Source organism: Palleronia caenipelagi (assembly GCF_007004065.1).
In the GTDB taxonomy this organism is placed as follows: domain Bacteria; phylum Pseudomonadota; class Alphaproteobacteria; order Rhodobacterales; family Rhodobacteraceae; genus Palleronia; species Palleronia caenipelagi.
Genome location: NZ_VFSV01000045.1, coordinates 1 through 23,973, shown reverse-complemented (window position 1 = coordinate 23,973; position 23,973 = coordinate 1). Strand labels below are relative to the sequence as shown.

Below are 23,973 nucleotides of genomic sequence, written 5' to 3'. Positions count from 1 at the left end.
TATCTCTACAGGGCGGTGGATCGGGACGGTCAACCCCTTGATTTTATGCTGTCTGAACGGCGCGATGAAGATGCAGCCACCCGGTTCTTCGAGCGGAAGATCGACCGGAACGGCTGGCCGGACAAGGTGGTCATTGATAATGAGCGGAGCCAATCTGGCCGGTCTCGACAACATGAACATCGCACTGATCCTCGCTGTCTGGTTCTGGCTCATCGAGGTCTTGCAGGTGAAGTATCTGAACAGTGAGCCCGCGAACGCCAATGGTCCGAGAGAGCGGGCGAACGATCGAGCAGGACCACAGGTTCATCAAGAAGATCACCCGCCCGATGATGGGCTTCAAATCCTTCGATGCTGCGCAGGCGACCCTCGCGGGGATCGAGGCCGCTCACATGATCCGGAAGGGGCAACTTGGTGATGCCGGACGCAGTCCGTTCCAGACCTTCGCGGACCTCGCAGGGTAAGTGTGTCTGGTCAAAGGGCTATCCGCTCGCGCCAGAAAAGTTTGCGACAGAACCCAAATGGGGGCGCAGCCGCCGGTTTGCCGGCCGGGTCATCCCCGCTTGGGCGGGGAACGCCGGATCATGTTCCGCCGGATCACTCCCGCGCCCGGGTCATCCCCGCTTGGGCGGGGAACGCCACGAGGTCGAAGTTTTCCGAGTCCAGACCACCGGGTCATCCCCGCTTGGGCGGAGAACGCACCGGCAGGTGCTCTTCAAGCCCCGCCTCGGACGGGTCATCCCCGCTTGGGCGGGGAACGCGGGTTCAACATCGATCCAACGCTGTTTGATCGCGGGTCATCCCCGCTTGGGCGGGGAACGCGTTATCGGGTTTTTTCGGAAATCGACAACCGGCGGGTCATCCCCGCTTGGGCGGGGAACGCTTTTCCGAGCTTACGAGCAAATCCTATCGACCCGGGTCATCCCCGCTTGGGCGGGGAACGCAAGCCCACGAGCCGAAATTTGCGATCCGAGACCGGGTCATCCCCGCTTGGGCGGGGAACGCTCTGGCTAGAAGATACTGATCTTTGGGGCAATTGTCACTTTTGAAAAATCTACCGGCGTTTTGAGGGGGCGGGCGGGGCGAACTGGACGAGGGTCAATCCGTCCCACTCCACGGGCATCCGGCGGTTCCTGCCGATCGTGGCAAAGTCGAACCCCTGATCGTTCGGCGCCGACCAGACCATCACCGCGTCGCCCTCTTCGATCATACCACAGACATCGCCCCAGATGCGCTCACGGATGCGGCGGCCATAGTCGCCGACATAGATCCCCGCCCTGATCTCCAGCATCCACACCGCGAGGCGTCCACGCAGGCGAGGCGGGGCGTTACTGACTGCGATGACCAGCATCTCCGGTCTCCTCTTCGGCGATCGCGGGCCCCTGCCCTTCGGGCGCCTCACCAGGTACGGGCAGCCCTCCGGCGGCGAGAATATCTTCAATCCGGGGGATGATCTTTTTCAGCAGACCCGTCTTGCGGAACTGGTCGCGGCAGGCCAGCCGCACGGCGCGTTCGGGGGGCATGTCGAGCTGACCTTTCTGCGCTTTGGCGGCGACGGAGAAGGCAGCGGGGACGGACGTCTCCAGCTTCCACAGATCGGCAATGTCGTAGACGAAGCTGCGGGGTTTCCCGCGATGGAGAAAGCCGATGGCAGGTGCGTATCCGGCGGCCAGAACGGCGGCTTCGCTGAGCCCATGCAGGCAGGAGGTCGCGGCAGATAGGCAGCGGTTCGGAATGTCAGCGGTGTCCCAGTCGCCGGGATCGTAGCGCCGGTATTTCCAGACGACGCCGTATTTCTGCGCCATGAGCCCGTAGGCAGCGCGGACCCGCTGGCCCTCGATCCCGCGCAGCTGATCCACGGAGCGGCGGGTCGGGGGCTCTTCGCCAAAGCGCGCCGCATACATGGCGCGCACGACGTTCAGCCGGGCGGTGTCGTCGAGAGCGGTGGCGGCCTGCCAGAGCAGTTTATCCGCCCGCGCGCCCCCGGGCTGGCCCGCGCTGTAGAGCCGCACGCCGCCCTCGCCCACCCAGGTGATCAGCGTCCCGGCCCGCCCGGCAAGCGCGGCGGCGGCGTGGCTGATCCGGGTGCCGGGCTCCAGCATCAGACAGGCGACGCCGCCCACCGGGATGTGCGTGCGCATTCCCTCCGCGTCGATAGCCACAAAGGCGCCGTCCTTCACGTCGAGCTGCGCATGCTCCACAAAGACCATGGCGGCCCGGTCCTTGAGCGGAATCGGTTTGGGGGGCGGCGCGCCGGGGATCACGGGACGCGGCGGATCAACATCAGCCCGCAGCCCCACGCCTTGGCCCGGCCAAATCCGGTGGCGAGCGCGGGCAGAAAAGTGCCCGGGTCGGTGACCTCCAGCGTGCCGGTCAGGTCGAGGATCCCGTGCACCACCCTGCCCCGACCGCGCGGGATGCGGGCCACGTGGTAATCCTCAACGTTCATCGCGCGCAGGGCAAAGCCCCGGGTCGCGCCCTGCCGGGTCATCCACGCGGTGGCAGCGGTATCGGCGAGGCGCATCCTATGCTCGGCCCGGGCCTCGGGGGCGATGTCGTGCAGAAGCTCCATCACCACATCGACCCGGCGCGAGGGGCGCCCCTGCCCCGTCCGCTGGTCGCGCGTGGCATTGGCCCGCAGGACAAACCCCAGCCGGTCGCCGGGGCGCAGGTTGGGGGCGAATTCCTTGATCTCGGGCGGACAGAACAGGTCATTGGCCAGAGGCGGTCGGGCCGACAGCGTGTAGAACCGCCCGCCCCCGTCCGCACGCCACAGGAAATCTCGCTGCCGGTCGCGCGCATCACCAAAGAGCGTCCAGATCAGCCGGTGATTGGCATCCGCCCGGGCGTCCTCATTGGCGGGGTCAAGGAGCCCTGACAGCGCACGCGTCGGCGCGTAACGGTTCAGGGTCAGGCGGGAGAAATAGAGGCTCATCCCCGAGGCCCCGTCACATGCAGCTGATGCAGGCCGAAATGCCACAGATCCCGGTCGATGGGCTCGGCCGATTGGGTCTCACTCCAGCCGCCCTCCAAAGGCGCGTCGGAGATGATCTGCCGCGGGGTGACAGCCGTCATCCAGGGCGGCGGGGTGATCGAGGCCAGCGCCTCGGGCACGGCCTCCGCCACGACGACCCGCGCGGCCATGGGCGCGGCGAAGGGGCAGGATTTGCGCCCCATATATGGCGTGAATTGCGGCGCATTCAGCGCATCGGCCACCGCCTGCGGATCCTCGCCGCCCCAGAGCGCCACGCCAAAGGCGCAATCGGTCCGGTAGTCCCGGCGCGACAGGGTGGCGTTATCCGTGGGCTTTAACGCGGTAAGGGCAGCACGGCGAGTGGCGGGGCGCTTGATATTGGCGGTGGGGACGGTCTGGGCGGTGTGAAAATCCTGAAGCGGATGGCTCTCGCTCAATATTGAGACCGCCGTTTGCCAGCGGCGCAGCGCCCCCTGCCCCGCCCGGTCGTCTCTCCGGACCCCCAGCGCCGCGCCCACCAGCCCCAGGAGCGCCGAGCGCGCGGGCCAGTGGGTCCCGCCACGCCGCTCATGCCCCGCGGGCCCGCCAAAGCCACCCATGGGCGCGGCCAGCGTAAAAATGACGTAGTCACCCATCCGCCAGCACACCCCGGACAAACTCGCGCAGGCCCGCCAGCGTGCCGTCGCCGCGCACCACATCCATGGTGTAACGGCCCTCGGCACAGGCCCCATAGATGCGATCCATCTGGTCGCACATCTCCCGCAACGCCGCGACAGAGCCCGCCAGAAGATCGCCCTCTACCGGCCTGAAGAACGCGCCCGCGAGGCTGCGGGGTTGTTGACAGCCGCTCTCAGCCAGCACGAATCCCGCCCGCGTCTGATGCGCAAAGCTGTTGCGCTTGCCCGAGGGGGTCGAGACTGCCAGCGCCTCGGCCAGCGCCTCCACCGCGCGCGCCGCCAGATCCCGGTCGCCGGCGAGGTTCTCCACCAGCAGATCCGTGTCCACGCAGGCATAAAGGTAATAGACCCCCGAGCCATAGCCCGCATCGCCGACAAAGCCCGCTCCGGCATCCTCGGCGGCGGTCTTCAGATCGTCCACGGCAGTGTAGAAGTCATCTTCGACCAGCGCGCGGTGGGTGGTCAGCGCGTGGCTCACCTGCACCGCAGCCTCGCGGTTATAGTCTGGATCATCGGCCAGCATCCGCCCGAACATCGCCACATCCGCCGCGCCATCCGCCCGGCGCAGCACCAGCTTTTTCAGCTCCTTCGTGTCTGGCAGTTTCTCACCCATCAGGGCTTTGCGCGCCATTTCCAGCGCCAAAGCGCGCTCTTCGGGCGAGACAAAGGCCAGTTGACGGATGCGGATATGCCCCTTTTTCTCGGCCTCCGCATCGGGCTTTCCAAACACATCGGCCAGCTGTTTTGCCAGATCGGTCGCCTGCATTTCATCGGCGCCTTCGGCCAGCAGCGTCTCGCGGATCAGGTCGCCGATGCGTTGGGTGCGGGCGCCCAGATGGCCTTCCAGCGCTTGTTGCATGACCTCGGAAATCCGCGCCGCCCGCTTGATCGCCTGCGACGAAATGCGCAGCCGGGGCGCGCCCCCGAACATCGCCGATTTCGGGCGCCCCAGATCGTCCCGGTTCGGGTTCGAGGGCGGGTAAACGGTCAGGTAATGCAACTGGATGAAACGGCTCATGCCTCGGTCTCCTCAGGGGTCGTGTCAGGCTCCGGCGCCGCAGCTCCGGCCCCGTAATACTCAAAGCACCACCGGGCGCGGGTGGCCTCGGACCACCAGCGCAGATCGGTTGCCAACCGGGCAACATCCGCCCCCTGCCCGAATCCGCGCAAGGCCCGCCGCAAAGGCGTGATCAGCGCCTCCGGCTCATGGGCCCGGATCAGTGTGGTAAAGCGGATCTCAGACAGGGCCGGCGGATCCCCCTGCCCCATGGCCCTTGCCGCCGGAAGCCTGGTGCTTGTCCTGACCTGCGCCAGGGCCAGAGCGATCAGCGCCAGCCGATCGGGCTCTCGCCGGAGATCATGCCCGGCGCCCCGCAACCCATGGTGCAGATCATGAACCGCCGCAACGCCCAGCGCCGCCACAGACCCCTCGGCCCGCCTCAGCCGCGCCAGATCGGCGCGCATCCGCCCCGAGTTGACATCTGTCAACTTGCGCCACCAGCGCCAGCACGCCTGTCCCACATCCCCGGTCATGCGGTCTCCTTTTTCCGTTTGGGCAACTCCAGACCGAGGGCGGTGAAGATCTTTTTCCCGATCCCGCCGTAACCGCTAAGGCTGCTGACCAGATTGCGGCGCGCATCGACAGCCTTGCGACGGCGGCTCTCCTGCAAATCCGCCAGCCCCGGCATCACCTCCGCATCGAACAAAGCCAGCGCTGTGCGCCGCAGCACGGTCAGCCAGGGCTCTGCGACATCTGTCCGACCGTCAGCGATCTCCCGTGTTAGATCCTCGAACGGCGCTTGGGTCCGGGCAAAGAACGCCTGCCGCGCCCGCGCCGCCGCGCCGGACTGGGTGTCGTCCTCACCCTTGCCCGCGCGCGTGTTGATCGCCAGCGCATAAGCTGCCTGTTCCGCCGCCTCGACGAGGTCCGCCACCCGCGTCTCTGCATCCGCATTCAGTGAAAAGACGGGCTGCTCTGACCAGATAAAATCGAGCGGCGTGGCGTTGGACATGGCCCAGCCGCCCACAAGCAGCCGTGCGCGCTCACCCGGGCGGACACGGAGCCAGCGGTTGAGACAACCGGGCCGCTCGCCACCCTCGCTCTGCAAGAGGATGCCGCGCCAGTTCCGATAGCCGAAGCCGCCGGGCTTGGGATGCTTTGGCAGCTTTTCGGTCTTCGTCAGATAATAGGGCGAGAGCGGATGCACCCAGCCCGCGTAATTCGTCCCGCGCGGCACCTGATTGACAGCTGTCAACCCGCTCTCATCCGCCGTCAGACGCAACCGCCGGGGCATGCCGAAAAACAACTCGGGATGAGGGTCGGACCAGCCCTCGGGAGGCACCGTGACCTGACCCTGATCCGACACGCGCGTGGGCCGCATCCACGGCAGTTCGTCCAGCTCATCAGCGTCCAGCGCCTGACCAAAGGGCACATTCGCCCAGATCAGCGGCCAGAGCCCCGGCACATCGGGACGCACCAGTGTCACCATGGGCCCGCCACCGCGCATGGATGTCCGCATTCCGGCGCCCCCGGCGGGGGCAAAATTTTGCAACGTGTAGAGCGCCATCGCCGCAAGCGGGAGGGGCAGGGAGCTATAGCGGGAGCGCTTGACCATCAGGTCCGTATTCTTGCGCGCGGCCTGCGCCCCGGCGCTGTCGATGAACAGCATATCTGGCGGGTTCACAGTCCCCTCGATCCGCTCTAAATCCTGCAAGAACCGCGGCCCGTCGCCGAGGAGCTCAAACGCCAGCGCCAACGGGTCGAGCGCCCGCTGCAACGCGACCGGATCCGGCTTGCGGTCCAGCCAGTCCTCCGCATCTTCGGGCGGAGCGGCGATGTAGACGAGACCGACCAGAAGTTCCAGACAGGCAAGGTTCAGATCCGGGCGAGGCCAGTCGGGAAAGAGCACGTCCTCCTCGGCGATCTGCGCCGGACGGATCACATCGGTGCCGGTGGTCCGGCGCACGGGGATCCAAGAGTTGGTGAGGAGGTTCAACATCGGCGACTAGCTACTCATTTACACAACTTACGATACATCCCCGGGATCAGTGGTCAACCGCCCTTTTTGCTGTCCAAATTATTGAAATCAGGAAAAAATCGCGCCGCGTTCTGCATCATAACGCAACCCCTCGCAGATCTGCCCCGAGGCCCCAAGCGGCGCGACCTGCACATGGGCGGCACGGCTGCGGGACCAGTCGGACTTGGCAGCGCGGATGCGGGGATCCTCCTGATCGACGCCGGCCAGATCGCCGTAGCGCGCAGCGGAGACCTGAACTTCGGAGGCGGCCCAGTCGGAGCCGTAGGGGCGCAGCCCGTCACCCTCTTGCACAGCCAGCGCCAGCGTCACTAGCGGAACACCCAGACGGGTGGGGAAGCACTCATCATCCCAGACCTTCAACATCTGATCCTGATCGTAATCGCCGAACGGGTCGATGAGCGAATTTCGGGCCAGTTGCCGCTCGATCAATTCCTCGCCCTCCCGCCGGAATTCCGCCCGGGTCAGCGGCTCAGGGACCGGTGATGCGGCGTCGCCATGGACCCGCTCAATCAGGTCGCGCAGGCCGTCTGGGCACACGATCCCGCCTGCATCGAAGAGGACGCGCGCGCTGCGCCACATCTCCGTCGGCCGATAGACCCACGCCCCCCGATCCAGCACGCGCGCCACCCAACGATCGTCCGCAACGTCGTCGGGATCCGGGGAAAGCACATGCAGGACAGGCCCCGGCACAGGGCGATCCGGACGCGCATCCATATGGCGCCACAGCCGCCCGGCGCGCTGTATCAGCGACCCGATCGGCGCGAGGTCTGAGACCATGACGTCGAAATCGAGGTCAAGAGATTGTTCCGCGACCTGCGTCGCCACGACGATCCGGCCCGTGCGCCCGGTGCCGCTCCGGCCAAACCGCGCCTGCAAGGCAGTCTCATGGCGCAGACGGTCACACACGGCAAAGCGCGCGTGAAGCAGATCGGTGGTGATCCCCCGGGATGACAAAGCCCCGACAGCCGCGATGGCGTCGTCAACGGCGTTGCGGATCCAGATGCAGGCAGCCCCTTCGGCGGCGGATGTCGTAAGGATCTCAAGCGCTTCGTCCTCTGTCCCCAGCCGCCGGGCCTCAACCTGCCGCACTGAGCCGGCAGCCGGGTTGACAGCTGTCAACCTGGTCTCAACCCCGGCCACGGTCAGGGAGGGGTAGGGGCCGGGCTCGGCGGCAATCCGGGACGGCCTGCGAGGGGCTTTGTCCCTGAGCCCGATCTGAAACGCCCCGAGATAGGCGGCCTTCATCCGCGCGGGCAGGGTGGCCGTCAGGACAATGGCCGAACCGCCCAGGCGGGCCTGCATGGTCAGGAGCTTTTCCAACTGCGCCTGCATATAGGGGTCGTAACTATGCGCCTCGTCGACGATCAGCACCCGGTCCGCCAGCGCCCTGAGCCGCAGAGCATTGAACCGGGTGGGCAGCACCGAGAGCAACGCCTGATCAATGGTGCCGACGCCCAGATCGGCCAGCAGAACCCGCCGCCGGTCATCGGCCAGCCACGCGCCGCAATAGGGTCCGTCCTCGGGATGATGCGGATCGCGGGCGCGGATCTGACGGAACTGCTCGGACTGCGCCGCACGGCCATGGGACAAGGCGAGGGTCGGCGGGCTGGTAAAGAGCGCAGGGGCCGTCGCCTCGATCCGGGAGAGCATGGCGTTCGCGGTCGCCATGGTCGGCAGGGCAAAGAACAGCCCCTGCGCCTTTCCTGCCGCCATCATCCGCGCGGCAAGGATCAGAGCGGCCTCGGTTTTGCCCGCGCCGGTGGCGTCCTCGATCACCGTCAGGGTGGGCCCGTCGGGCAGGGGCTCAGCCAGCGCCCGCGCCTGCATCGGACGGGGGTTAAGCGCCTCCGGCAGGATCCGCGCGGCGCCGTCGGGTCGGGGCATCGTACCAAAGAGCCCTGCCGCCCGGACAGCGTGTTCAGCACGGGTCAACGCGTCGAACCAATAGCGTTCCAGCGGAAAGTCCGGGGGTTGCGGGGGGAACCAGTCGGGGTTGGAGCCGATCCAGTCCGCCTGAACCGTCAGCCCGTTCAGAATCCAGGGCAAGCCACGGGGCAGGGGGGCGGTCAGACCCGCGTCGGGGAACAGGCTTGCCACGAGGTCGATCACTGCCCCCGCATCAGCCATGGCGGCCCCGCCGATCTCCGCCCGTTGCCGGTCGGGTCGGTCCGGGATCAGCCGGGGGGCGCCGTGATGGCCGGCCACCGCTTCGACCAGCGCGCGGCGCTGAGCCGGGCTGCCGCCGATCCGGGCGGCCAAGCGGTCGTCATGGGCGAGCAGGAGCACCGCCGTATGCTCCCAGTGGCGCCATTTCTGCGGCTTGTTCTCGGTCAGCAACGCCCGAAACGAAGCACTGATTTTCCCCAGATCATGGAGCGCGACGAGCAGACAAAAGGCCTGATCCAGCTCACGCAACCCGGTGGGGCTCTGCCGGGCACAGAGCGTCACGGCCATCGCCCCCACATCGAGCATATGCCACAGGGCAGGGTGAATCGCGGGCTGCGACTTGCCGGGCCAATCGGCCGTGAGGCGGGAAGGGAATGCGGACATGGGCACAACTCTGGGCGGAAACCGAACCGGGACGCAAGCCCTCAGACGCGTCCGGCCCCGTTCAGAAGGGCCATGACCATGGGTCCGGGGCTGAACGCACCTTCCGCCGCTTTCCGCGACAGGGCGCGAAGATAGCCACCGGGGCTGTTGATCTGATCGAAGCGCTGCAAAATACAGGCCACCGTGATCGCCGCTACGTCAGAGCCCATATCCCGACAGGCTTCTTCCCAGGCACTGGCGCTGATGCCCATCATGCCGCGCACAAAACCCGCAGCCGCGGTGAACTCATGCCAGCTTCTCGGTGGACCATCCGCATAGGGCAGGATATCGGGACAAGCCTTCAAAACCAGATAGAGAGGCAGACTCCGCCTTTCCGGCTCTGCAAGCGCCGCTTCTGATCCGTTCTGCGGGCCCGCGCCGCCTGTGCCCGGCTCTGGGCAAGGTTCAAGATCAGGATGTTTTGTTTTTGAATTTTGATACTGCCGCTCAATTTTAAGGTCATTGCCGCTCATTTGTTCTGTTTCTACGTCGAACGATTGCCGGATGCCCCGCAAGATTTCCGACAATCGACAGCTGATCTGTTCCAGATCCTCGACATCAAGCCGACGACGCATCGCCCTGTGAATGTCGCGCAGATCATCAAGGATGCTGTCCCAGTCTCCGGAAAGCCCCTCCTCCAGCCCATACAGCGCGAGTTTCAGCGCGTCGCGCTTCATCAGGCTGGCCTCCTCGCGGGTGCGCCTGAGCCGCTCTGTCGCCGCCTCGGCCTCTGCCGCCGCATGGGCGATCGCCTCGGACCGCAGCAGCAAAGGTCGCAGATCGAAGCCAAAGGCCCGCGACAGGTCGCCATCGGGGCCCTTGCGGGCGTAGCGCTTGCCGTTGGGGCTGTCATGGCGCCGGATCAGACCGGCGGCCACCAACGCGGCCAGATGGCGACGGAGGGAACTTTCGGCCATGCCATGGGCGCGGGCGGACAGAGCCTTGTTCGACGGGAAAACGATCAGCAGATCATTGTCCGACAACTGGCGCGACGGGTGAAAGCTCAGGAGCGCGTTCAGCACCGTCAGATCGCGGTCCGAGATGCCAAAGGCGGCCCGCGCCGTGCAGAGGTCGTGAAACAAGCTCCATTTGTCCATATGGGGCACGGCGGGCGCGGTGTCCTGTGCGCCCTCCTGTGCCAAAAGGCCAGCCGTCACCGGCCGCGGCCCGAAGGGGGTCGTGGTGAGTGGGGTCATGTAATATCACGAGACAAAATTTCTTTGACCGCCGGAGTCCGACGCTGTTGACAGCCGTCAACTGCATGCCCTAAGTTCGAAGGTGCTTAATCTAGAACAAAGGCCTCTCGGGATTGTCGTCTCGGGGGGTCTTTTTTGTCTGTTCGTGCCTCCTTTGGTTACTGCTCTGTTATGGGCCCGCCTCTGGTGCGGTTACTCCTCCTGCTCTGATTGCCAGCGCTGGTGAAGGTCGGGAAGGTTGTCGAGCAACCAGGTGTTGAATGCTGCCGTATCCGTGTCCCGGAGCGAGAGGGTGAGCTTGTTGCGGCCGCGTTTCGCCGTTCCGAGGGCTTGTCCAGCGGCGCCTTTCAGTGGGATCTCTGCTGGCGGGGTTGGGGCTTTGCGCTCCGGACGCAGCCCGGCCATCACCGCATCGAATCTGGCATCAGAATTATCGCCCACAGCCAGCGCCACGGCATCCCGGCCCTGCAACAGATCGGCCAGCGCCAGCCAGCGATCACGTCCCACCGAAGGCGCTGCACCGATCGCCGCGATCAACTCGGGCGGCACCCGGTCCGAGACGCTTATCATGCGGGAAATCAGGGTCTTATCGACATGGAGCGCGTCGCAGATCACCTTGCGCTCATAGCCCATGACCTGCATCTGGCGGGCGAAATTGACCTTTTCGATGAAGCTCAGATCCCGCCGCGCGGCGTTTTCCTGGCCCTGCGTGACAATCAGCGCCCGGTCGTCGAGGTCGCGGATCAGCGCCTTGACCGGCCCACCCAAGGCCTTCAGCGCCGCCACCCGCCTGCGGCCATAAACCACCTGATAGCGCTCGGGGTCGTTGGGATTTGGACGCAGGAGCACCGGCACTTGCTGGCCATATTCCCGGATCGAGGCAATCAGGCTGTCGAGCCCAGCATCTTCGTCCAGCCGATCCTCGATACCACCGGGGTCAATCATCCGCGGATCGACCTCCTGCACGGCGCGGGATTTCAGATCGGCGATGGACTGGCTCACAGCGCCGATAGCGCCTGTCGAATAGCGCGGTCGCGCCGTATCGACGCGTGTCTCGGTCGCAGGAGCGGAGGGTGTTTCGTTGTTCATCAACCCCTTGAGGAGATCTTTACGCGCCATGTGACCGCCCCCAGGCTGCCTGAACAAGGCCCTCGATTTCGCGATTCACGCTGTTCAGGCTCTCCATCGCCCGCTCAAAGGTAGACCGTGTGAACTGGCTCCGCTCCACCTCGTAGAGAGTTTGCTTGGTAATCCCGGCGTCCGAAATCGCGGTGGATTTCAGCACCGGGTGGTTGAGCACGTGATCCCCGAACATGGAGCGCATGAAGCTCACCATCTGGTTCTGTGGCCCGTCTCCGGGCTCGTAGCGGGTGATGACGTAGCGCATCCAGTCATAGGTCATATCTCCCCCCGCCTCGGAGACCACGCCCAGCAGGTTCGAGGTCATCAGCAGGAACTGGCACATGGACATGACATCGAGCATCTGGGGGTGCACCGTCACCAACACTGCCGTGGCCGCCGAGAGGGCCGACATGGTCAGGAACCCCAGCTGTGGCGGACAATCGACCACCACCACATCATAATCTCTCTCAACTGTGCCGAGCGCATCCCCAATCCTAGTGAAAAAGAGGTTACCGTCCCGTTGCGTCAGCGCCCGGGGGGTATCGTGCTCGAACTCCATCAGGTCGAGATTGCCGGGAATCAGGTCGAGATTGGTGAAATAGGTCTTTTGGATCACATCGCTCAGCGGCACCGGGTCATCATAGCGGATCGCATCGTAGAGCGTCCCACCATCGAGCAGGTCGAATTCTGGCTGAAACCCGTGCAAGGCCGAGAGACTTGCCTGCGGGTCGAGGTCAATGGCCAGAACCCGGTATCCGTCCAAGGCCATTTTCTGCGCCAGATGAGCAGCAGTCGTGGTCTTGCCCGAGCCGCCCTTAAAGTTGATGACTGTGATCACCTGCAGATGATCATCTGCGCGCCGACCGGGTAGATAGGTGCCGGCGGACTTGGCGCCCTCCTCCAGCATGACCCGCAATTCCTGAATTTCTTCAGGGCTGTAATAGCGCCGCCCCCCGGCCCGGGTCTCGGGCGAGGGACCGCGGCCATCGAGGTGCAGCTTGCGCAAATAGGCGTCCTTAACCCCCAGAAGATCGGCGACCTCACCGGAAGTGAACTTGCGCAGGGTGCGTCTGGCATCCGGCGGAAAGAGCTGCGCCCGATGAGCCTGCAACCGCTCCGACAGACGCTGCGCGTGATCGCCCACAAGGAGGTCGATCCGGGAGTGATCATGTAGCTCTGCTATGCCCGTAAGCGGGTCCGGAACTGTGCTCATCTTTGCCCTCAACCGGCCGCGTTGTTACGCTTGATGCCGTTTTATTCACTTCTTTTCGTAAGTAATGGGACAAGTGCCGCGATTCTTGCAAGTTCTTTTTACCGTATCTTGCGGAAGGGCTATCCACCGGCACAAGCCTGCCGAAGCCAAAGCAGTGAGTTCAGATTGTCAAACATGGTGGAATGATATACATTTCTTTATGTGTATCCGCGAAGGAGGCTTTGATGCAGGTATCGAAATGGGGGAATTCACTCGCCGTGCGTTTGCCCGCAGATCTGGTCCGCGCACTGGATCTGAAAGAAGGCGACCGAATCGATCTGCGGCACGAGGCCGGCGCGATGGTTGTACACCGGGAGCCCCGGGCGGAAGAGATCCTGGCCGGACTGAGGCGGTTGCGCGGGCGCTTGCCCCCGACCGAGCGCCTGAGTCGTGACGCCGCACATGAGCGCTGAATTCGCTGACACGAATGTCGTGTTATACCTGCTGGATGACGGACCCAAGGCCGACCGCGCTGAGGAAATTCTGGCGCGGCGTCCCCGGATCAGCGTTCAGGTTCTGAACGAAGCTCTCGTAAATTGCCGGCGCAAAGCCGGGCTGAGCTGGGCCGAGGCGGGGACCTTTCTCGGCGGTATAGAAGCCCTTTGCACGGTCGAGACTTTAACCGGCCAGACCCACCGCGTGGGCCGGGCTCTGGCCGAGCGCTATCAGCTATCAGTCTATGACGCGATGATCTGCGCCGCCGCCGTGCTGGCCGGGTGTGACACGCTTTGGAGTGAGGATATGCAAGACGGGCTCCTCATCGAAGATCAACTCCACATCGTGAACCCTTTCAACTGATCCTCAGAGCATCCCCAGTTTCCCGGCGCGTTGCAGGAGCATTCTGACGGAGGAGGGTTGCCAGGTTTTGCGGCCTCTTGGGGTGGGGTCGCGCATGGCCTCAAGCCGGTCGCAGATGGCTTGCAGGGGGATGTCGGGGTCGACGCCCTTGATCGCGGCGACAAGGACTTGCAACGTGAACTTGCCCTGTGGCGACGCGGTGTCGATCGGGTCCTCGATGGAGCGGAAGAACGCGCCCCGAACCTCCAGCCGCTCGATGACCTCCAGCAGATGCGAGAGCGAGCGGGGCAGCCGGTCGATGCGCACGACGACCAGCGTATCCCCGGCGCGCACCCGCTCCAGGACGCGGGTCAGGACGGGACGGGACCGGTCACCGCCCGAGGCGTGCTCTTCGTGGATCTCGGAGCATCCGGCGGATTTCAGGGCCTGCACCTGGGGCAGGGGGGTCTGATCCTCGGTGGAGACGCGGGCATAGCCGATCTGGGGCATGGGGCATGGGGCAGGGCGCTTTGCAATTTAGGGTGGCAGTAGTAAACGGTCGATTGAAAATGAGTGCAAGGGGTGGCGCTGAGACGGCGCCCATAGACGGGGCCCTTGTTTTCTGGGCGTGAGCGCAGCGAGAGTGCGCGCGGCTGGCCCGCGGCGAGCGGTTCTGCGACCCGGTCGGAAGGGGCGTGTCAGAATACCTTGAGTGCTGCGCATTTATTACATATTTGGCTTATAAAAGACAGATGACCCCATTCGAACTTCGGAAATGGACGATGACCCTAGGGAGGAAGAGGAGGGCCTCTGGTTGCTGCCGCCGCCTTTGAATTCCGAGCCGGATTTTCTGCCACTGGGGCCAGGCGCTGCGCAAAGCGAAGGCGACCTTGTCGGGGACTGGACCGCCGCCGAGGCCGGACACACGGCGCGGATGGCGAGGCGGCTCGGCGCGTTGGACGAGCGGTTGCGCCGGGGACCGGGTGGACGTCGAGCGGCTGGCGCTGTGGATGGGGTTGCGGCTGGCGAGAGCAGGCGATGATACGCGGGCGCTGGCGCGGGCCTGATGGGCGGCGCGGCGGCTGAGCGGAGGGCCGGGGCTCGAGGCGGGGCTGGAGGCTTTTCTCGAGCGGAAGGATCCGGGCGGACAGGGGGACGGTCTCTTGTCCGATCGGGCTGGGGGCTGGCGCGCAACGATGGCCGGGGCGGCAGCGCTGCATCCGATCAGCCGGGCGGCGACGGGGTTCCACCTCTGGCCGCTGGCGGGGCTCGGCGCGGCTGAGTTCGAGGCCGCGGTGTCGGCGGCGCGGGTGGCGGCAGGAGACGGCACGGGCGCGATATTCTCGCCGTTGGACATGAGCAGGGCCGGGGGCCTGCACGCACGCGGCACGCCGCCCGAGCGCCTGAATACATGGCTCGCCGGGATCGAGAGCGGCGTGCTGGTGGCGATGCGGCAACTCGATGACATCGAGGCATGGTCTGAGCGCGCCGCCAGGTTGATGGAAAAGTTCTCGGGCCACACCCCGCCAGCCGCGCGGCGGTGCAGCGCAACCTGACCTGGATGGAAGAACATGGCCTTATCCGCGAAGTCACCGGACAGAGCCGGTTCCGCATGTGGAAGGCGGTGGGGTGAGGGCTGTTTGGACCGTCATCCGGTCGCTGGTGGCAGAAAATTCCGGTGATCCGATTCACTCGACAGAAAGCTACTTGGTATAAATAGGTAAAAATAATGCAATTCAGCAACAGGTGTCTAAACAATTTTATGATGTACTGCCCACCGGCTTTTCCCTTGTTAATGATGCTGCAGATTATGCTCAAATCTGGGGGGTCTATGCGTTTTCGAGTCATTATTCCGTGCATTCTTTTCAGCTGCGGCTCAGCTTTTGCTGATGTGAGTGAAGGGCTGGCGCTTCTGGATGAAGGCGACATCCCAGCAGCGGCAGAAGCTTTTCAGACAGCATTCGAGGGCGGCGACGGTGACGGTGCCTTCTATCTGGGGCGCCTGTTCGAGTTGGGACTCGGTGCCGAGGTTGATCTCAGCCGGGCAGCGCAGCTCTACGCTGCGGCGGTTTCGAAAGGCAGCCTTCCGGCCAGCAACCGTCTAGGGCTGATGTATCTTGATGGTGATCTCGTTATCAGGAATTACAGTCGTGCGTTTGAGCTGATCTGCGGTGCCGCCGACCAGGGTGATGCGAACGCCCAGTTCAATTGTGGGACGCTGTACCGAGATGGGCGCGGTGTCGACGCGGATCCAGCGAAGGCAAATGATTACTGGAAGGCGGCGGCTGACCAAGGAAATATCGCAGCGGCGAATTTTTTGGCGGCGGCGACGCTGGAGGGTGCCGGTATCGAGGCGGATCAGGCGGCAGCCTTTGCTTTGTATGAGCAGACGGCCCGGCAAGGTAATGCCATGGGGCTTTACGAGGTCGCGCGGCTATCGGATCAGGGCATTGGCACGGAGCAGGACAAAGTAGCCGCCTACACCTACGCAATTCTCGCAGCCGTTCGTGGTTACCCTGCCGCACCTGCTTTGCGGGACCGGATCGAGGCAGAGCTCAGCTCAGATGAGGTGATAGCCGGTCAAACAGCAGCCGAAGAGTGGCGGGCGCAACCCGCAGTCGAACCGAGTGAAACTGCATCGGAGTAGGTCCGCAGTCTGGAGGAAGTGGATGTCATGCTGAGTCGCTTTCTGCGAGTGCCTGTCGTGGTCGTGATGTCATCTCTGCCTCTGGCTCTAGCCGCACAGGTCGTGCCGGACGGGGGTAGTGCGACTTCGGTTCAGATCGGCGCAGATGGCAGTGTGACGGTGGGTATCGCACCTGCATCCCGGGATGGGATCAGTCATAACACCTATCGGGATTTCAATGCGAACAAGGCCGGGGTTGATCTCGACAACCGACGCGAAGCGGCCCGGACAATTGTCAACGAAGTGACGGGGACGTCGCGCTCAGAAATCAATGGGCCAGTGGAAGTACTGGGTCAGCGGGCGCACGTCATTATCGCCAATCCAAACGGTATTTCGGTAGATGGTGGCCGCTTTGTGAATACTGGACGTACTGCGCTGACGACCGGTGATATCAGCATCAACGCGCGCGAGATCGCGCCGGGGATCTTTCAGGAGAATGTTGTCTCGAACGTACGGGGCGGCACAATCGAGATTCGCGGTGGTGGTCTTGCGGGACAGATGGATGCGGTCGATTTGATTGCCCATTCTGTCAAGGTTGACGGAACGGTAGATAACGAGTCCGGCCGCTCACTCTCGGCGGTGAACATTGTTGCGGGACAAACGCGAACGGAATTCGATTCGTCTCTGGTTCCCGGGAATATTGATCGCGACTGGGCCAGCGTCACGGGTATACCTGGCGCATCCGATGACGGGATTTTGGTCGAGATTACGGCTCAGGGGGCGCTGCGCGCCAACCGTGTCGAGGTTCAGATTTCAGACCGAGGTGCCGGGATGCGCTATGCCGGTTCGGGTCTGGCGACATCGAGGAATTTTGTCCTGAGCGCAGATGGGACGATCAATCTTGGTGGTGCGGATATCCGGTCTGCGGGGAATGCCCGGATATCCGGACGGGACGTGGCGTTGGGACAGTCCCGCATCGAGGTAGGGAGCGGATCGCTTGAGATCAAGGCGGTTGACACCGATGGTGCAGGGATCACCGGATCCGATGTGCTTCTGAGTGCGGATGAGATCCTGCTCATGTCCGCAGCAGATATTTTGTTTGACGCCAAGACCCGTGGTGGTTCGCGACTGATTTCGGATGTTGGGCAGATTGGTCTTTTTGCGGATGGCTCGGTTTCGGATCAGCGGGGCGAATGGGACAGTACGGGTGGCACATCAGTCTTCGCTGGCGCGGATATTGCGTTTAGTGAAACAGTTAGCTTTGCGGGCGCCGACCTTGCGGTTGATGCTGGAGGCATGTTCCGTGTCGACGGTTCGGAACTCCGGGCCGCAAGTGATGTGCTGCTGGGCTTTGATGAGGCGAAGATCACGAACAAATCCGGTCGCAGCGAAATCGTTGCCAACGCAGGAAGTCTTGTTCTGACCAGCCGTGGGGAGCGGTCCGACGGGGATGTTCTGGTTGAGGGGGCTCTGCTTCAGGGGGCCGTTTTGCGCGACGGCGTGAGCAATCCGGCGGGCACCGAGGCGGAAGGTGCGGTGACAATTGATGTCGCCGGGGCGCTGCGAACGACGACGGTTGGGGATGATCTGGCGGTGCTGTTCAGCGAAAGCGGTGATCTGGTCGTGCGCACTGGCGCTAACGTCGAGAACATGGCCGGACGCTACGTTTCCAATGGTGACATTCGTGTGGTTGCCGAAGGTGACGTCCTCAATATGATCGAGTTGCCAGATGGCAGCAACGACCCGACGGTGACACGTTATACGCGCAAGGGATCCCGAAAGTGGTGGACCCTGTGGATGAAGCGCAAGCGGACCACCCATGAAGAATACGACTTTGGATACGTCGCTCGGCCAGACCAGCTTGCCACGATGACGGCGGCGGGGAGCCTCGAGCTGTCTTCGGGAGGATTGATACTCAACCAGGGGGGCGAGATGAATGCCAATGGCGGCGACCTCACCCTCGCGGCTGTCCGGGTCGAGACCATTGGTGTCGGGTCAGGGCGAGCTTTGGTCAGAAAGGTCTGTGTTCTGACGTGCGAATATGAAGGATCGGGTGACATTAAAATCTATGGTGGCGCTCTCAACGCTGCCAAGGATGTCAATATTTCGGCCAGCGCGTCCGTTCTGAACAAAGGCGGTCAGATCCTCGCATTACAAAATGTGACGATCGACACCCCTGAGGCACAATTTGAGGCGGTTCTGGTTCCAACCGTCGTTAATCGCCCCAAGGGACTTTATAACTTCTGGGCCTCTGATGGAGCCTGGATGTATTTGCGCGACCGGTTCGGCGGTGTCATTGCCGGGTCCGGGAATATCTCACTGAATACGCGGGACGCTGTGAAGCTTCTGGGAGCGGAGCTGACTGCCGGAGAGCAGGTCGTGTCCGAGGCCAGCGTGCAGACGGTGTATGGCCCTCGTGCGATTTCTCCGGTCTACGGGGACGAGATCGGATTGTTCCACGATATACCGCCAGTGAGTTTTGAATGAGCCGCCGAAATGCCGTTCTGATCACGGCTGCGCTGATCGCACTAGCAGCACCTGTTGCCTTTGCGCAGGATGCCCGGTTCGATCCCGCACTTGAGGATCAAAGGGAACGGGATCTGCGGGCGCGGCGCGAGGCGGTCGAGGAGTTTACACCCCGACCGGACCTGGCCCCAGAGCTTGACGACGTGCCTCGTGTCGGTCCGTGTTTTGAAATCGCCGAAATCCGTGTCGAGGGTGCGGATACTCTCCCCCCCGAAGAGCTCGGGGCAATTGTCGCTGACTATGTTCCGGGCTGCCTGCAGGGCGGCGATATTCAGGACATCATGCAGCGGATCGACGGGGCCTATTCCGAGCGCGGTCACATCACGACCAAGACCTATATCGAGCCCCAGAATGTTGCCAGCGGCACTATTGTTCTGACGGTAGTCGAGGGCAAGACCGAGGGCGTCTACCTCGTGGATCAGGAGGGGCTGGTAGAAACCAAACGCGGAGAACGGCAGCTGCGCCACGCTTTTCCGGGCGTCGAAGGGCGGATCTTTCAGTTGCGGGATTTCGAGCAGGGACTCGACCAGATGAACCGGTTGCGGTCTGTGGATGCAAAGCTGCGCCTGCAGCCCGGTGAAGAGCCGGGCGGAAGCAACGTGATCGTACAACGTCTGCAAGAGGATTTGTTTCGAGGATATCTAGATATTGACAATTTTGGCTCCGACGCCACTGGACGGACCTCCCTCGGTATTGATCTGGAATGGGACGATGCGCTCGGGATGAATGACACCTGGTCGCTCGCCCTGTCGAGTTCCGAGGAGACAAACGCGCTCGAGTTTGGGGGCAGCATTCCCTTTGGGTACTGGACCTACAGTCTCGCAGCGACGTACTCGGAGTACCGTACTCCTCTGACAGAGTTCGCGGAGCTATTTGGCAAGGCGCGGAGTTTCAGCGCCCGGGCGACGAAGCTGATCAACCGCGACCAGACGAAGCTGGATACGATCAGTTTCGGATTGCAGACCCGTCGGTCACGCCGGTTCGTTAATAATGAAAGATTGATTCCGCAAAAGCTGACGGTGGTCGACGCCGGATTTCGCCGGATCGAACAGAAAGCCGATGGACGGGTCAGTTTTGATGTGACCGCAACGTTGGGTCTTGATGCCTTGGGGGCAAACGAAGATCGTGACGGCATCAATGATGATGAGCCCCATGCCCAATTCATCAAACTCGAAGGCGGTTGGTATCGTCAGGCACCGGTGGGCGAGATCGGGGTGTTGACCAATGATCTGCGACTTCAGTTTGCGCCGGTTTCATTGTATTCTTCTCAGCAGATGGCTCTTGGTTCTTACGGGACCGTTCGTGGGTACGACCAAATCCAGGCGGTTGGAGATGTTGGTGCCTATATCCGCAATGATCTCTACCTTTACGATGGCCTGCTTACGTGGATGGGTCTCAAGGATGAAGACAAGCCGGATTTTCTGCGTGGCGGGCAGCACAAGGTCTTTCTTGATGCCGGAATCACATATGATCACGCGCGCGATCGCTGGGAAAAGGTCGCGGGCCTCGGATATGGCCTGACTTGGGAGTTCAAGCGGGTTTTCGCGGATGCTTTTGTGTCGGTACCTTTTGTGGAAGATAATGATCTGGATTTAGGCGATCCGATTATCGGAGTGCAGGTTGATGTTAAGGTTTTTTGAGGTCGTACGTTCTGAGCGGTTTCATCGTCGGCTTGGCCGGATGTCAGATTGCGGCTTTCGCCTTCTGCTTGCCGCTCTTCTCGTAGTTCAGTCTGTCTACTTCTCCTGGGCGGAAGCGCAGCAGATCGTTCTCGACCCCAATGGCAATGTCGGGTTTGCCCCCAGCGTCAACAACACCCGATCCGCTCCGGTGGTCAATATCGCTCGGCCAAATTCAGGCGGCGTGTCGAAAAACCGGTATTCGCGCTTTTCCGTTGATCAGAACGGAGCGGTTCTGAACAACTCGAAAAATGGTGCTGAGACAAGTGTCGCGGGAAAGGTTCGCGGAAACCCGAATCTGTCAGGTGGGACAGCGGATACTATTGTCAATGAAGTCACATCGACGGCGGCCTCGTCGCTGACCGGAACACTGGAGGTCGCCGGTGACAGAGCGGACGTGATTATTGCCAACCCGAACGGGATCACTTGTGACGGCTGCCGGTTTGTCAACTCATCTGAAGTCACATTAAGCACGGGCAAGCCGATCGTGGATGGGTCGGTGGTAACCCTCGATGTGAAGACCGGCGTTGTGAGGATTGGGCGAGGTGGTCTGGACGGGGCCGCAACCGGCGTTGACGGCGTGAACTTGGTCGGGCGTGCTGTGATTGTGGACGGCAAACTGACGGCCATCGAACAGATCACTGCGTCAGGCGGTGCGCAACGCTTTAACGTCCGGACCAGACAGGCTTCAAGGCAGTCGGGAAGCGGTGCGGCACCAGAATATGCTGTCGATGCGACGGAATTTGGAGCCATGGAGGCCGGACGGATCCAGATCATCGGCAATGAGGAGGGTCTTGGCGTGCGGACCTTGGGCGCGTTGAGCGCGTCCAGCGGCGATCTCAGCATCCGTTCACAGGGCGATCTGACCATTCGCAGCGGTCAGGCTGCGGGATCAATCACGGTCGATGCGGCTGGCGCCGTTCGCCATGAGAGGGACCTGTCAGCGACAGGCAGGAACATCGTCATTCGGGCGGAGAGTTACAGCTCAACGGAACGCACCGGTCTCTATGCGCGAAATCTCATCACGCTGGATGTGGAGAACAGCCTGTCTCTATTGGGAGTATCCCAGTCCCGATCCGGTGTTGAGATCACTGCAGGAGACGTATTTGTCGGCAGTTTGGTTACGACAGATGGTGCATTCAATCTGCGCGCGCGGAATGGGATCGAGGCGATCAGCGCGACCGTTTTGGCTGAGGCAATTTCCTTGCGCACCGGAGGCCGAACCAAAGTCGGTGCGAATTATTTCCGATCCGTCCTCGGTATGAGCATCGATACGGACAGCTTTCACCTGGACCAGGACAACGTTTTCGATGTGCCCGATCTGGTGGACATCAATGTTGCCGGTGTTTTCCTCAATGGTGCCGATCTGCGGCTCTATCCGCAGCTTGACATCGACTTTGGCGGCGACCTGGAAAACCTTGAAACCGGGGTCTTTGCGGAAGACCGGCTGGATCTGGCTGTCAATGGAACCCTGCGCAATCGCGGTGTTCTCTATGGTGAAGAACGACTCGAGCTTGCGAGTACTGAGCTCGTCAACCTGGAAACCGGACGTATTTTTGGGGGCGATGTACGTTTCGATTTGGCGCAGGATCTGTCCAATGATGGCGAGATCGGGGCATCGGGCCTGCTGGAGGCCAAACTCCGGGATATTGTGAACAGCGGTACCATCGTGGGCGATGATGTCACCCTTGAGGCCCGTGACCTCCTGAATCGATCATCTGGATTGATCGCGGCCAATCAGGATCTTTCGGCGACATTCACCGGACAAGGTCGCAACGAAGGTCGGATAACGGCGATCTCCCGATTGGGTGCTGCATTTGCCGGACGCTTCGTAAATGCGGGTGAATTTGGCGCGAATGAGCAGCTATCGCTTTCTGCAGACGTCCTGCGCAACGATGATCTTGTGTTTACTCCCGGTGATCTGGCTGAGATCAGCGCGCGCCTCTTTGACAATGCGGGACGTCTGGAATCGGGTGGCGACATAGTGGTCAGAGCCTTCGAAACGCTTTCATCGGGCGGTGAAATTGAGGCAATCGGGCGCCTCTTTGTCGACGGTGGAGATGTTGTGCTTTCGCGGAGTGCACGCGTGGTGGCGGGGGATATCGAGATCTTCGCCAGTCGGGTGTCAAGCGAGGGGTTTGTGCTGTCCGGTGCCGATCTGGTTGTGTCCGCAGAGACGACGGCAATCACTGCCGGACAAGTGCTGTCTGTTGGTGATGTGGAAGTCCGCTCCGGGCAGATTGGTGTTGCTGCCGGATCGCTTCTTGCAGCCGGCATTGTTACGGACGATGCCCGACCTCGGCTTACTCAAGGCTCCGATCTTGTTCTTGTTGCCGATGTCATCGACGTGGCGGGTGCTGTCGGCGCCACTGGTGTGGCCTCTGTGGTGGCACGCAATGAAATGACAAATTCTGGCGAGGTCAGCGCTCCAGACCTCAGCGTTAATATCGCGCGTCTGTCTAATCTTCTGAACGGAGTTTTACAGGGGGCCGATACCGTCCGCATCGAAATCGGAGAGAACCTTTCCAATGATGGCGTGATTGTTTCTGGCGGCGGTCTTGCGATAAACGCCGCAAATGATCTGTCCAACTCCGGCCTTTTGCTCGCGGATCTCAATGCTGATCTTACTGCCGAAAATTTGATAAATCCTGGTCAGATCATTTCCGCATCGTCGATTGCGGTCACATCGACAGGGGAAATCGCCAGTTCCGGTCGACTTCAGGCTGCAGATGATATTACCCTGATTGCTGGCGATCAGATTTCGAACGATGGCATCCTCATGTCCGGCGACCAGGCTGCACTGAGCAGCCAAGTCTCATCGGAGATCATCTTCGGACCGTCGTCAGCCACCGATGTTGGAGCTCTGATCCTTGACGCTGATGACATTCGGCTTGGCGGAGAAATGATCGTCAGTGATCCCCTGACCATCTCCACAGATGTCCTGCGCCTGTCGGGGACGCTGTATTCGGGTGGGGATCTGTCTCTGTCCGGGAAACGGATTGAGAGCGCGGCATCGGCGGTGACGGTTGCGGGCGTGGATTTTTCGGATCTCACGGCCCCGCTGGGCGTGGCAAGCCTGACGCTGAACGCAGCGAGCGCCGATCTGGGCGGGGAGATGCTGACGGGCGGCACGGCCACGGTGCAGGTGACGGATTTGTTGACGGTGCCGGGGGCGCTTGAGGCGGTCGGAGGCGATCTGGTTCTGAGCGCGGGCACTCTGAAGAGCGGGGCACAGAGCCGTCTGATTGCGGCGGGCATCGGCCAGCTCGACATCTTGGGTGATGCGGCGATTGGCGGGGCGGTGTTTGCTGGCGGGGATCTGTCTCTGCAGGCGGGCGGGCTGGCCCTGATCACGGCTACAGATGGCGCCGTGGGCGCGGGTGACCGGCTGGCGATCCTCGCCAGCGAGATCGCTGTGGAGGGTCTGGCCTATGGTCTGGGCTCTGCGGTGCTGAGCGCCTCGGAGGGTCTGACGAGCAGCGGGCTTCTGGAGAGCGGCGGGGCGCTTGAGCTGTCGGCG

20 protein-coding genes, 1 pseudogene and 1 CRISPR repeat array are annotated in these 23,973 nt (G+C 62.7%); of the genes and pseudogenes, 9 read left to right on the top strand and 12 right to left on the bottom strand.

The features are described from left to right. Positions 1–461 (top strand): annotated as a pseudogene (locus FEV53_RS21620) (DDE-type integrase/transposase/recombinase); the annotation flags it as partial. Positions 462–546: 85 nt separating this feature from the next. Continuing rightward, positions 547–1,002: direct repeats of the CRISPR family, unit length 29 nt; unit sequence CGGGTCATCCCCGCTTGGGCGGGGAACGC. 49 nt (positions 1,003–1,051) lie between these two features. Here FEV53_RS21620 and cas2e read toward each other — a convergent pair. From cas2e to repA, 11 genes are all read right to left on the bottom strand, one after another. Next, a complete protein-coding gene (gene cas2e, locus FEV53_RS16730; RefSeq protein WP_142835917.1) occupies positions 1,052–1,348 on the bottom strand; it encodes a type I-E CRISPR-associated endoribonuclease Cas2e in 297 nt (98 codons plus the stop codon). Further along, positions 1,326–2,297, bottom strand: a complete 972-nt coding sequence (gene cas1e, locus FEV53_RS16725; RefSeq protein WP_246100859.1) for a type I-E CRISPR-associated endonuclease Cas1e — start codon at positions 2,295–2,297, stop codon at positions 1,326–1,328. The genes cas2e and cas1e overlap by 23 nt, the downstream gene beginning before the upstream one ends. Further along, on the bottom strand, positions 2,258–2,932 hold the full coding sequence (cas6e, locus tag FEV53_RS16720; RefSeq protein ID WP_142835916.1) for a type I-E CRISPR-associated protein Cas6/Cse3/CasE: 675 nt from the start codon (positions 2,930–2,932) through the stop codon (positions 2,258–2,260). The genes cas1e and cas6e overlap by 40 nt, the downstream gene beginning before the upstream one ends. Beyond that, positions 2,929–3,606 carry a type I-E CRISPR-associated protein Cas5/CasD gene (cas5e, locus tag FEV53_RS16715; protein ID WP_185962275.1) on the bottom strand — a complete coding sequence of 226 codons (678 nt, stop codon included), beginning with the start codon at positions 3,604–3,606 and terminating at the stop codon, positions 2,929–2,931. The genes cas6e and cas5e overlap by 4 nt, the downstream gene beginning before the upstream one ends. Further along, a complete protein-coding gene (cas7e, locus tag FEV53_RS16710) occupies positions 3,599–4,666 on the bottom strand; it encodes a type I-E CRISPR-associated protein Cas7/Cse4/CasC (RefSeq protein WP_142835914.1) in 1,068 nt (355 codons plus the stop codon). The genes cas5e and cas7e overlap by 8 nt, the downstream gene beginning before the upstream one ends. Then, positions 4,663–5,181: a type I-E CRISPR-associated protein Cse2/CasB gene (gene casB / locus FEV53_RS16705; RefSeq protein WP_142835913.1), complete on the bottom strand. Its 519-nt coding sequence runs from the start codon at positions 5,179–5,181 to the stop codon at positions 4,663–4,665. The genes cas7e and casB overlap by 4 nt, the downstream gene beginning before the upstream one ends. Beyond that, on the bottom strand, positions 5,178–6,647 hold the full coding sequence (gene casA, locus FEV53_RS16700) for a type I-E CRISPR-associated protein Cse1/CasA (protein WP_142835912.1): 1,470 nt from the start codon (positions 6,645–6,647) through the stop codon (positions 5,178–5,180). Before casA ends, casB begins: the two co-directional genes overlap by 4 nt. Before the next feature lie 87 nt (positions 6,648–6,734). Then, positions 6,735–9,236 carry a CRISPR-associated helicase Cas3' gene (gene cas3, locus FEV53_RS16695; RefSeq protein WP_142835911.1) on the bottom strand — a complete coding sequence of 834 codons (2,502 nt, stop codon included), beginning with the start codon at positions 9,234–9,236 and terminating at the stop codon, positions 6,735–6,737. 41 nt (positions 9,237–9,277) lie between these two features. Next, positions 9,278–10,471 carry a plasmid replication protein RepC gene (gene repC, locus FEV53_RS16690; protein WP_142835910.1) on the bottom strand — a complete coding sequence of 398 codons (1,194 nt, stop codon included), beginning with the start codon at positions 10,469–10,471 and terminating at the stop codon, positions 9,278–9,280. A 192-nt stretch (positions 10,472–10,663) separates the two neighbouring features. After that, positions 10,664–11,590 (bottom strand): plasmid partitioning protein RepB, encoded by a 927-nt coding sequence (repB, locus tag FEV53_RS16685; protein ID WP_142835909.1) that lies wholly within the window; start codon positions 11,588–11,590, stop codon positions 10,664–10,666. Beyond that, the gene (repA, locus tag FEV53_RS16680) at positions 11,580–12,806 is read right to left on the bottom strand and encodes a plasmid partitioning protein RepA (protein ID WP_142835908.1); all 1,227 of its coding nucleotides are present in this window, start codon (positions 12,804–12,806) and stop codon (positions 11,580–11,582) included. The genes repB and repA overlap by 11 nt, the downstream gene beginning before the upstream one ends. Before the next feature lie 224 nt (positions 12,807–13,030). Here repA and FEV53_RS16675 point away from each other — a divergent pair, with 224 nt between their 5' ends. Both FEV53_RS16675 and FEV53_RS16670 read left to right on the top strand, forming a co-directional pair. Beyond that, positions 13,031–13,258 (top strand): AbrB/MazE/SpoVT family DNA-binding domain-containing protein, encoded by a 228-nt coding sequence (locus FEV53_RS16675; protein WP_142835907.1) that lies wholly within the window; start codon positions 13,031–13,033, stop codon positions 13,256–13,258. Continuing rightward, on the top strand, positions 13,248–13,643 hold the full coding sequence (locus tag FEV53_RS16670; RefSeq protein ID WP_142835906.1) for a PIN domain-containing protein: 396 nt from the start codon (positions 13,248–13,250) through the stop codon (positions 13,641–13,643). The genes FEV53_RS16675 and FEV53_RS16670 overlap by 11 nt, the downstream gene beginning before the upstream one ends. Positions 13,644–13,646: 3 nt before the next feature. On the opposite strand, the gene FEV53_RS16665 is transcribed toward FEV53_RS16670, so the two are convergent. Then, positions 13,647–14,132 (bottom strand): recombinase family protein, encoded by a 486-nt coding sequence (locus FEV53_RS16665; protein ID WP_142835905.1) that lies wholly within the window; start codon positions 14,130–14,132, stop codon positions 13,647–13,649. 265 nt (positions 14,133–14,397) lie between these two features. On the opposite strand from FEV53_RS16665, the gene FEV53_RS21615 reads away from it, so the two are divergent. From FEV53_RS21615 to FEV53_RS16640, 6 genes are all read left to right on the top strand, one after another. Beyond that, positions 14,398–14,664 (top strand): hypothetical protein, encoded by a 267-nt coding sequence (locus FEV53_RS21615; protein ID WP_246100857.1) that lies wholly within the window; start codon positions 14,398–14,400, stop codon positions 14,662–14,664. Positions 14,665–14,785: 121 nt separating this feature from the next. Further along, complete coding sequence (locus FEV53_RS21610) at positions 14,786–15,178, top strand: hypothetical protein (protein WP_246100856.1); 393 nt, start codon at positions 14,786–14,788, stop codon at positions 15,176–15,178. A gap of 173 nt (positions 15,179–15,351) precedes the next feature. Next, positions 15,352–16,269, top strand: a complete 918-nt coding sequence (locus FEV53_RS16655) for a tetratricopeptide repeat protein (RefSeq protein WP_142835904.1) — start codon at positions 15,352–15,354, stop codon at positions 16,267–16,269. Positions 16,270–16,296: 27 nt separating this feature from the next. Next, a complete protein-coding gene (locus tag FEV53_RS16650; protein WP_142835903.1) occupies positions 16,297–18,735 on the top strand; it encodes a filamentous hemagglutinin N-terminal domain-containing protein in 2,439 nt (812 codons plus the stop codon). Next, positions 18,732–20,414 (top strand): ShlB/FhaC/HecB family hemolysin secretion/activation protein, encoded by a 1,683-nt coding sequence (locus FEV53_RS16645; protein ID WP_142835902.1) that lies wholly within the window; start codon positions 18,732–18,734, stop codon positions 20,412–20,414. Before FEV53_RS16650 ends, FEV53_RS16645 begins: the two co-directional genes overlap by 4 nt. Further along, positions 20,398–23,973: filamentous hemagglutinin N-terminal domain-containing protein (locus FEV53_RS16640; RefSeq protein WP_142835901.1), on the top strand; the 3,576-nt coding region annotated here is incomplete at its 3' end. The genes FEV53_RS16645 and FEV53_RS16640, both read left to right, overlap by 17 nt.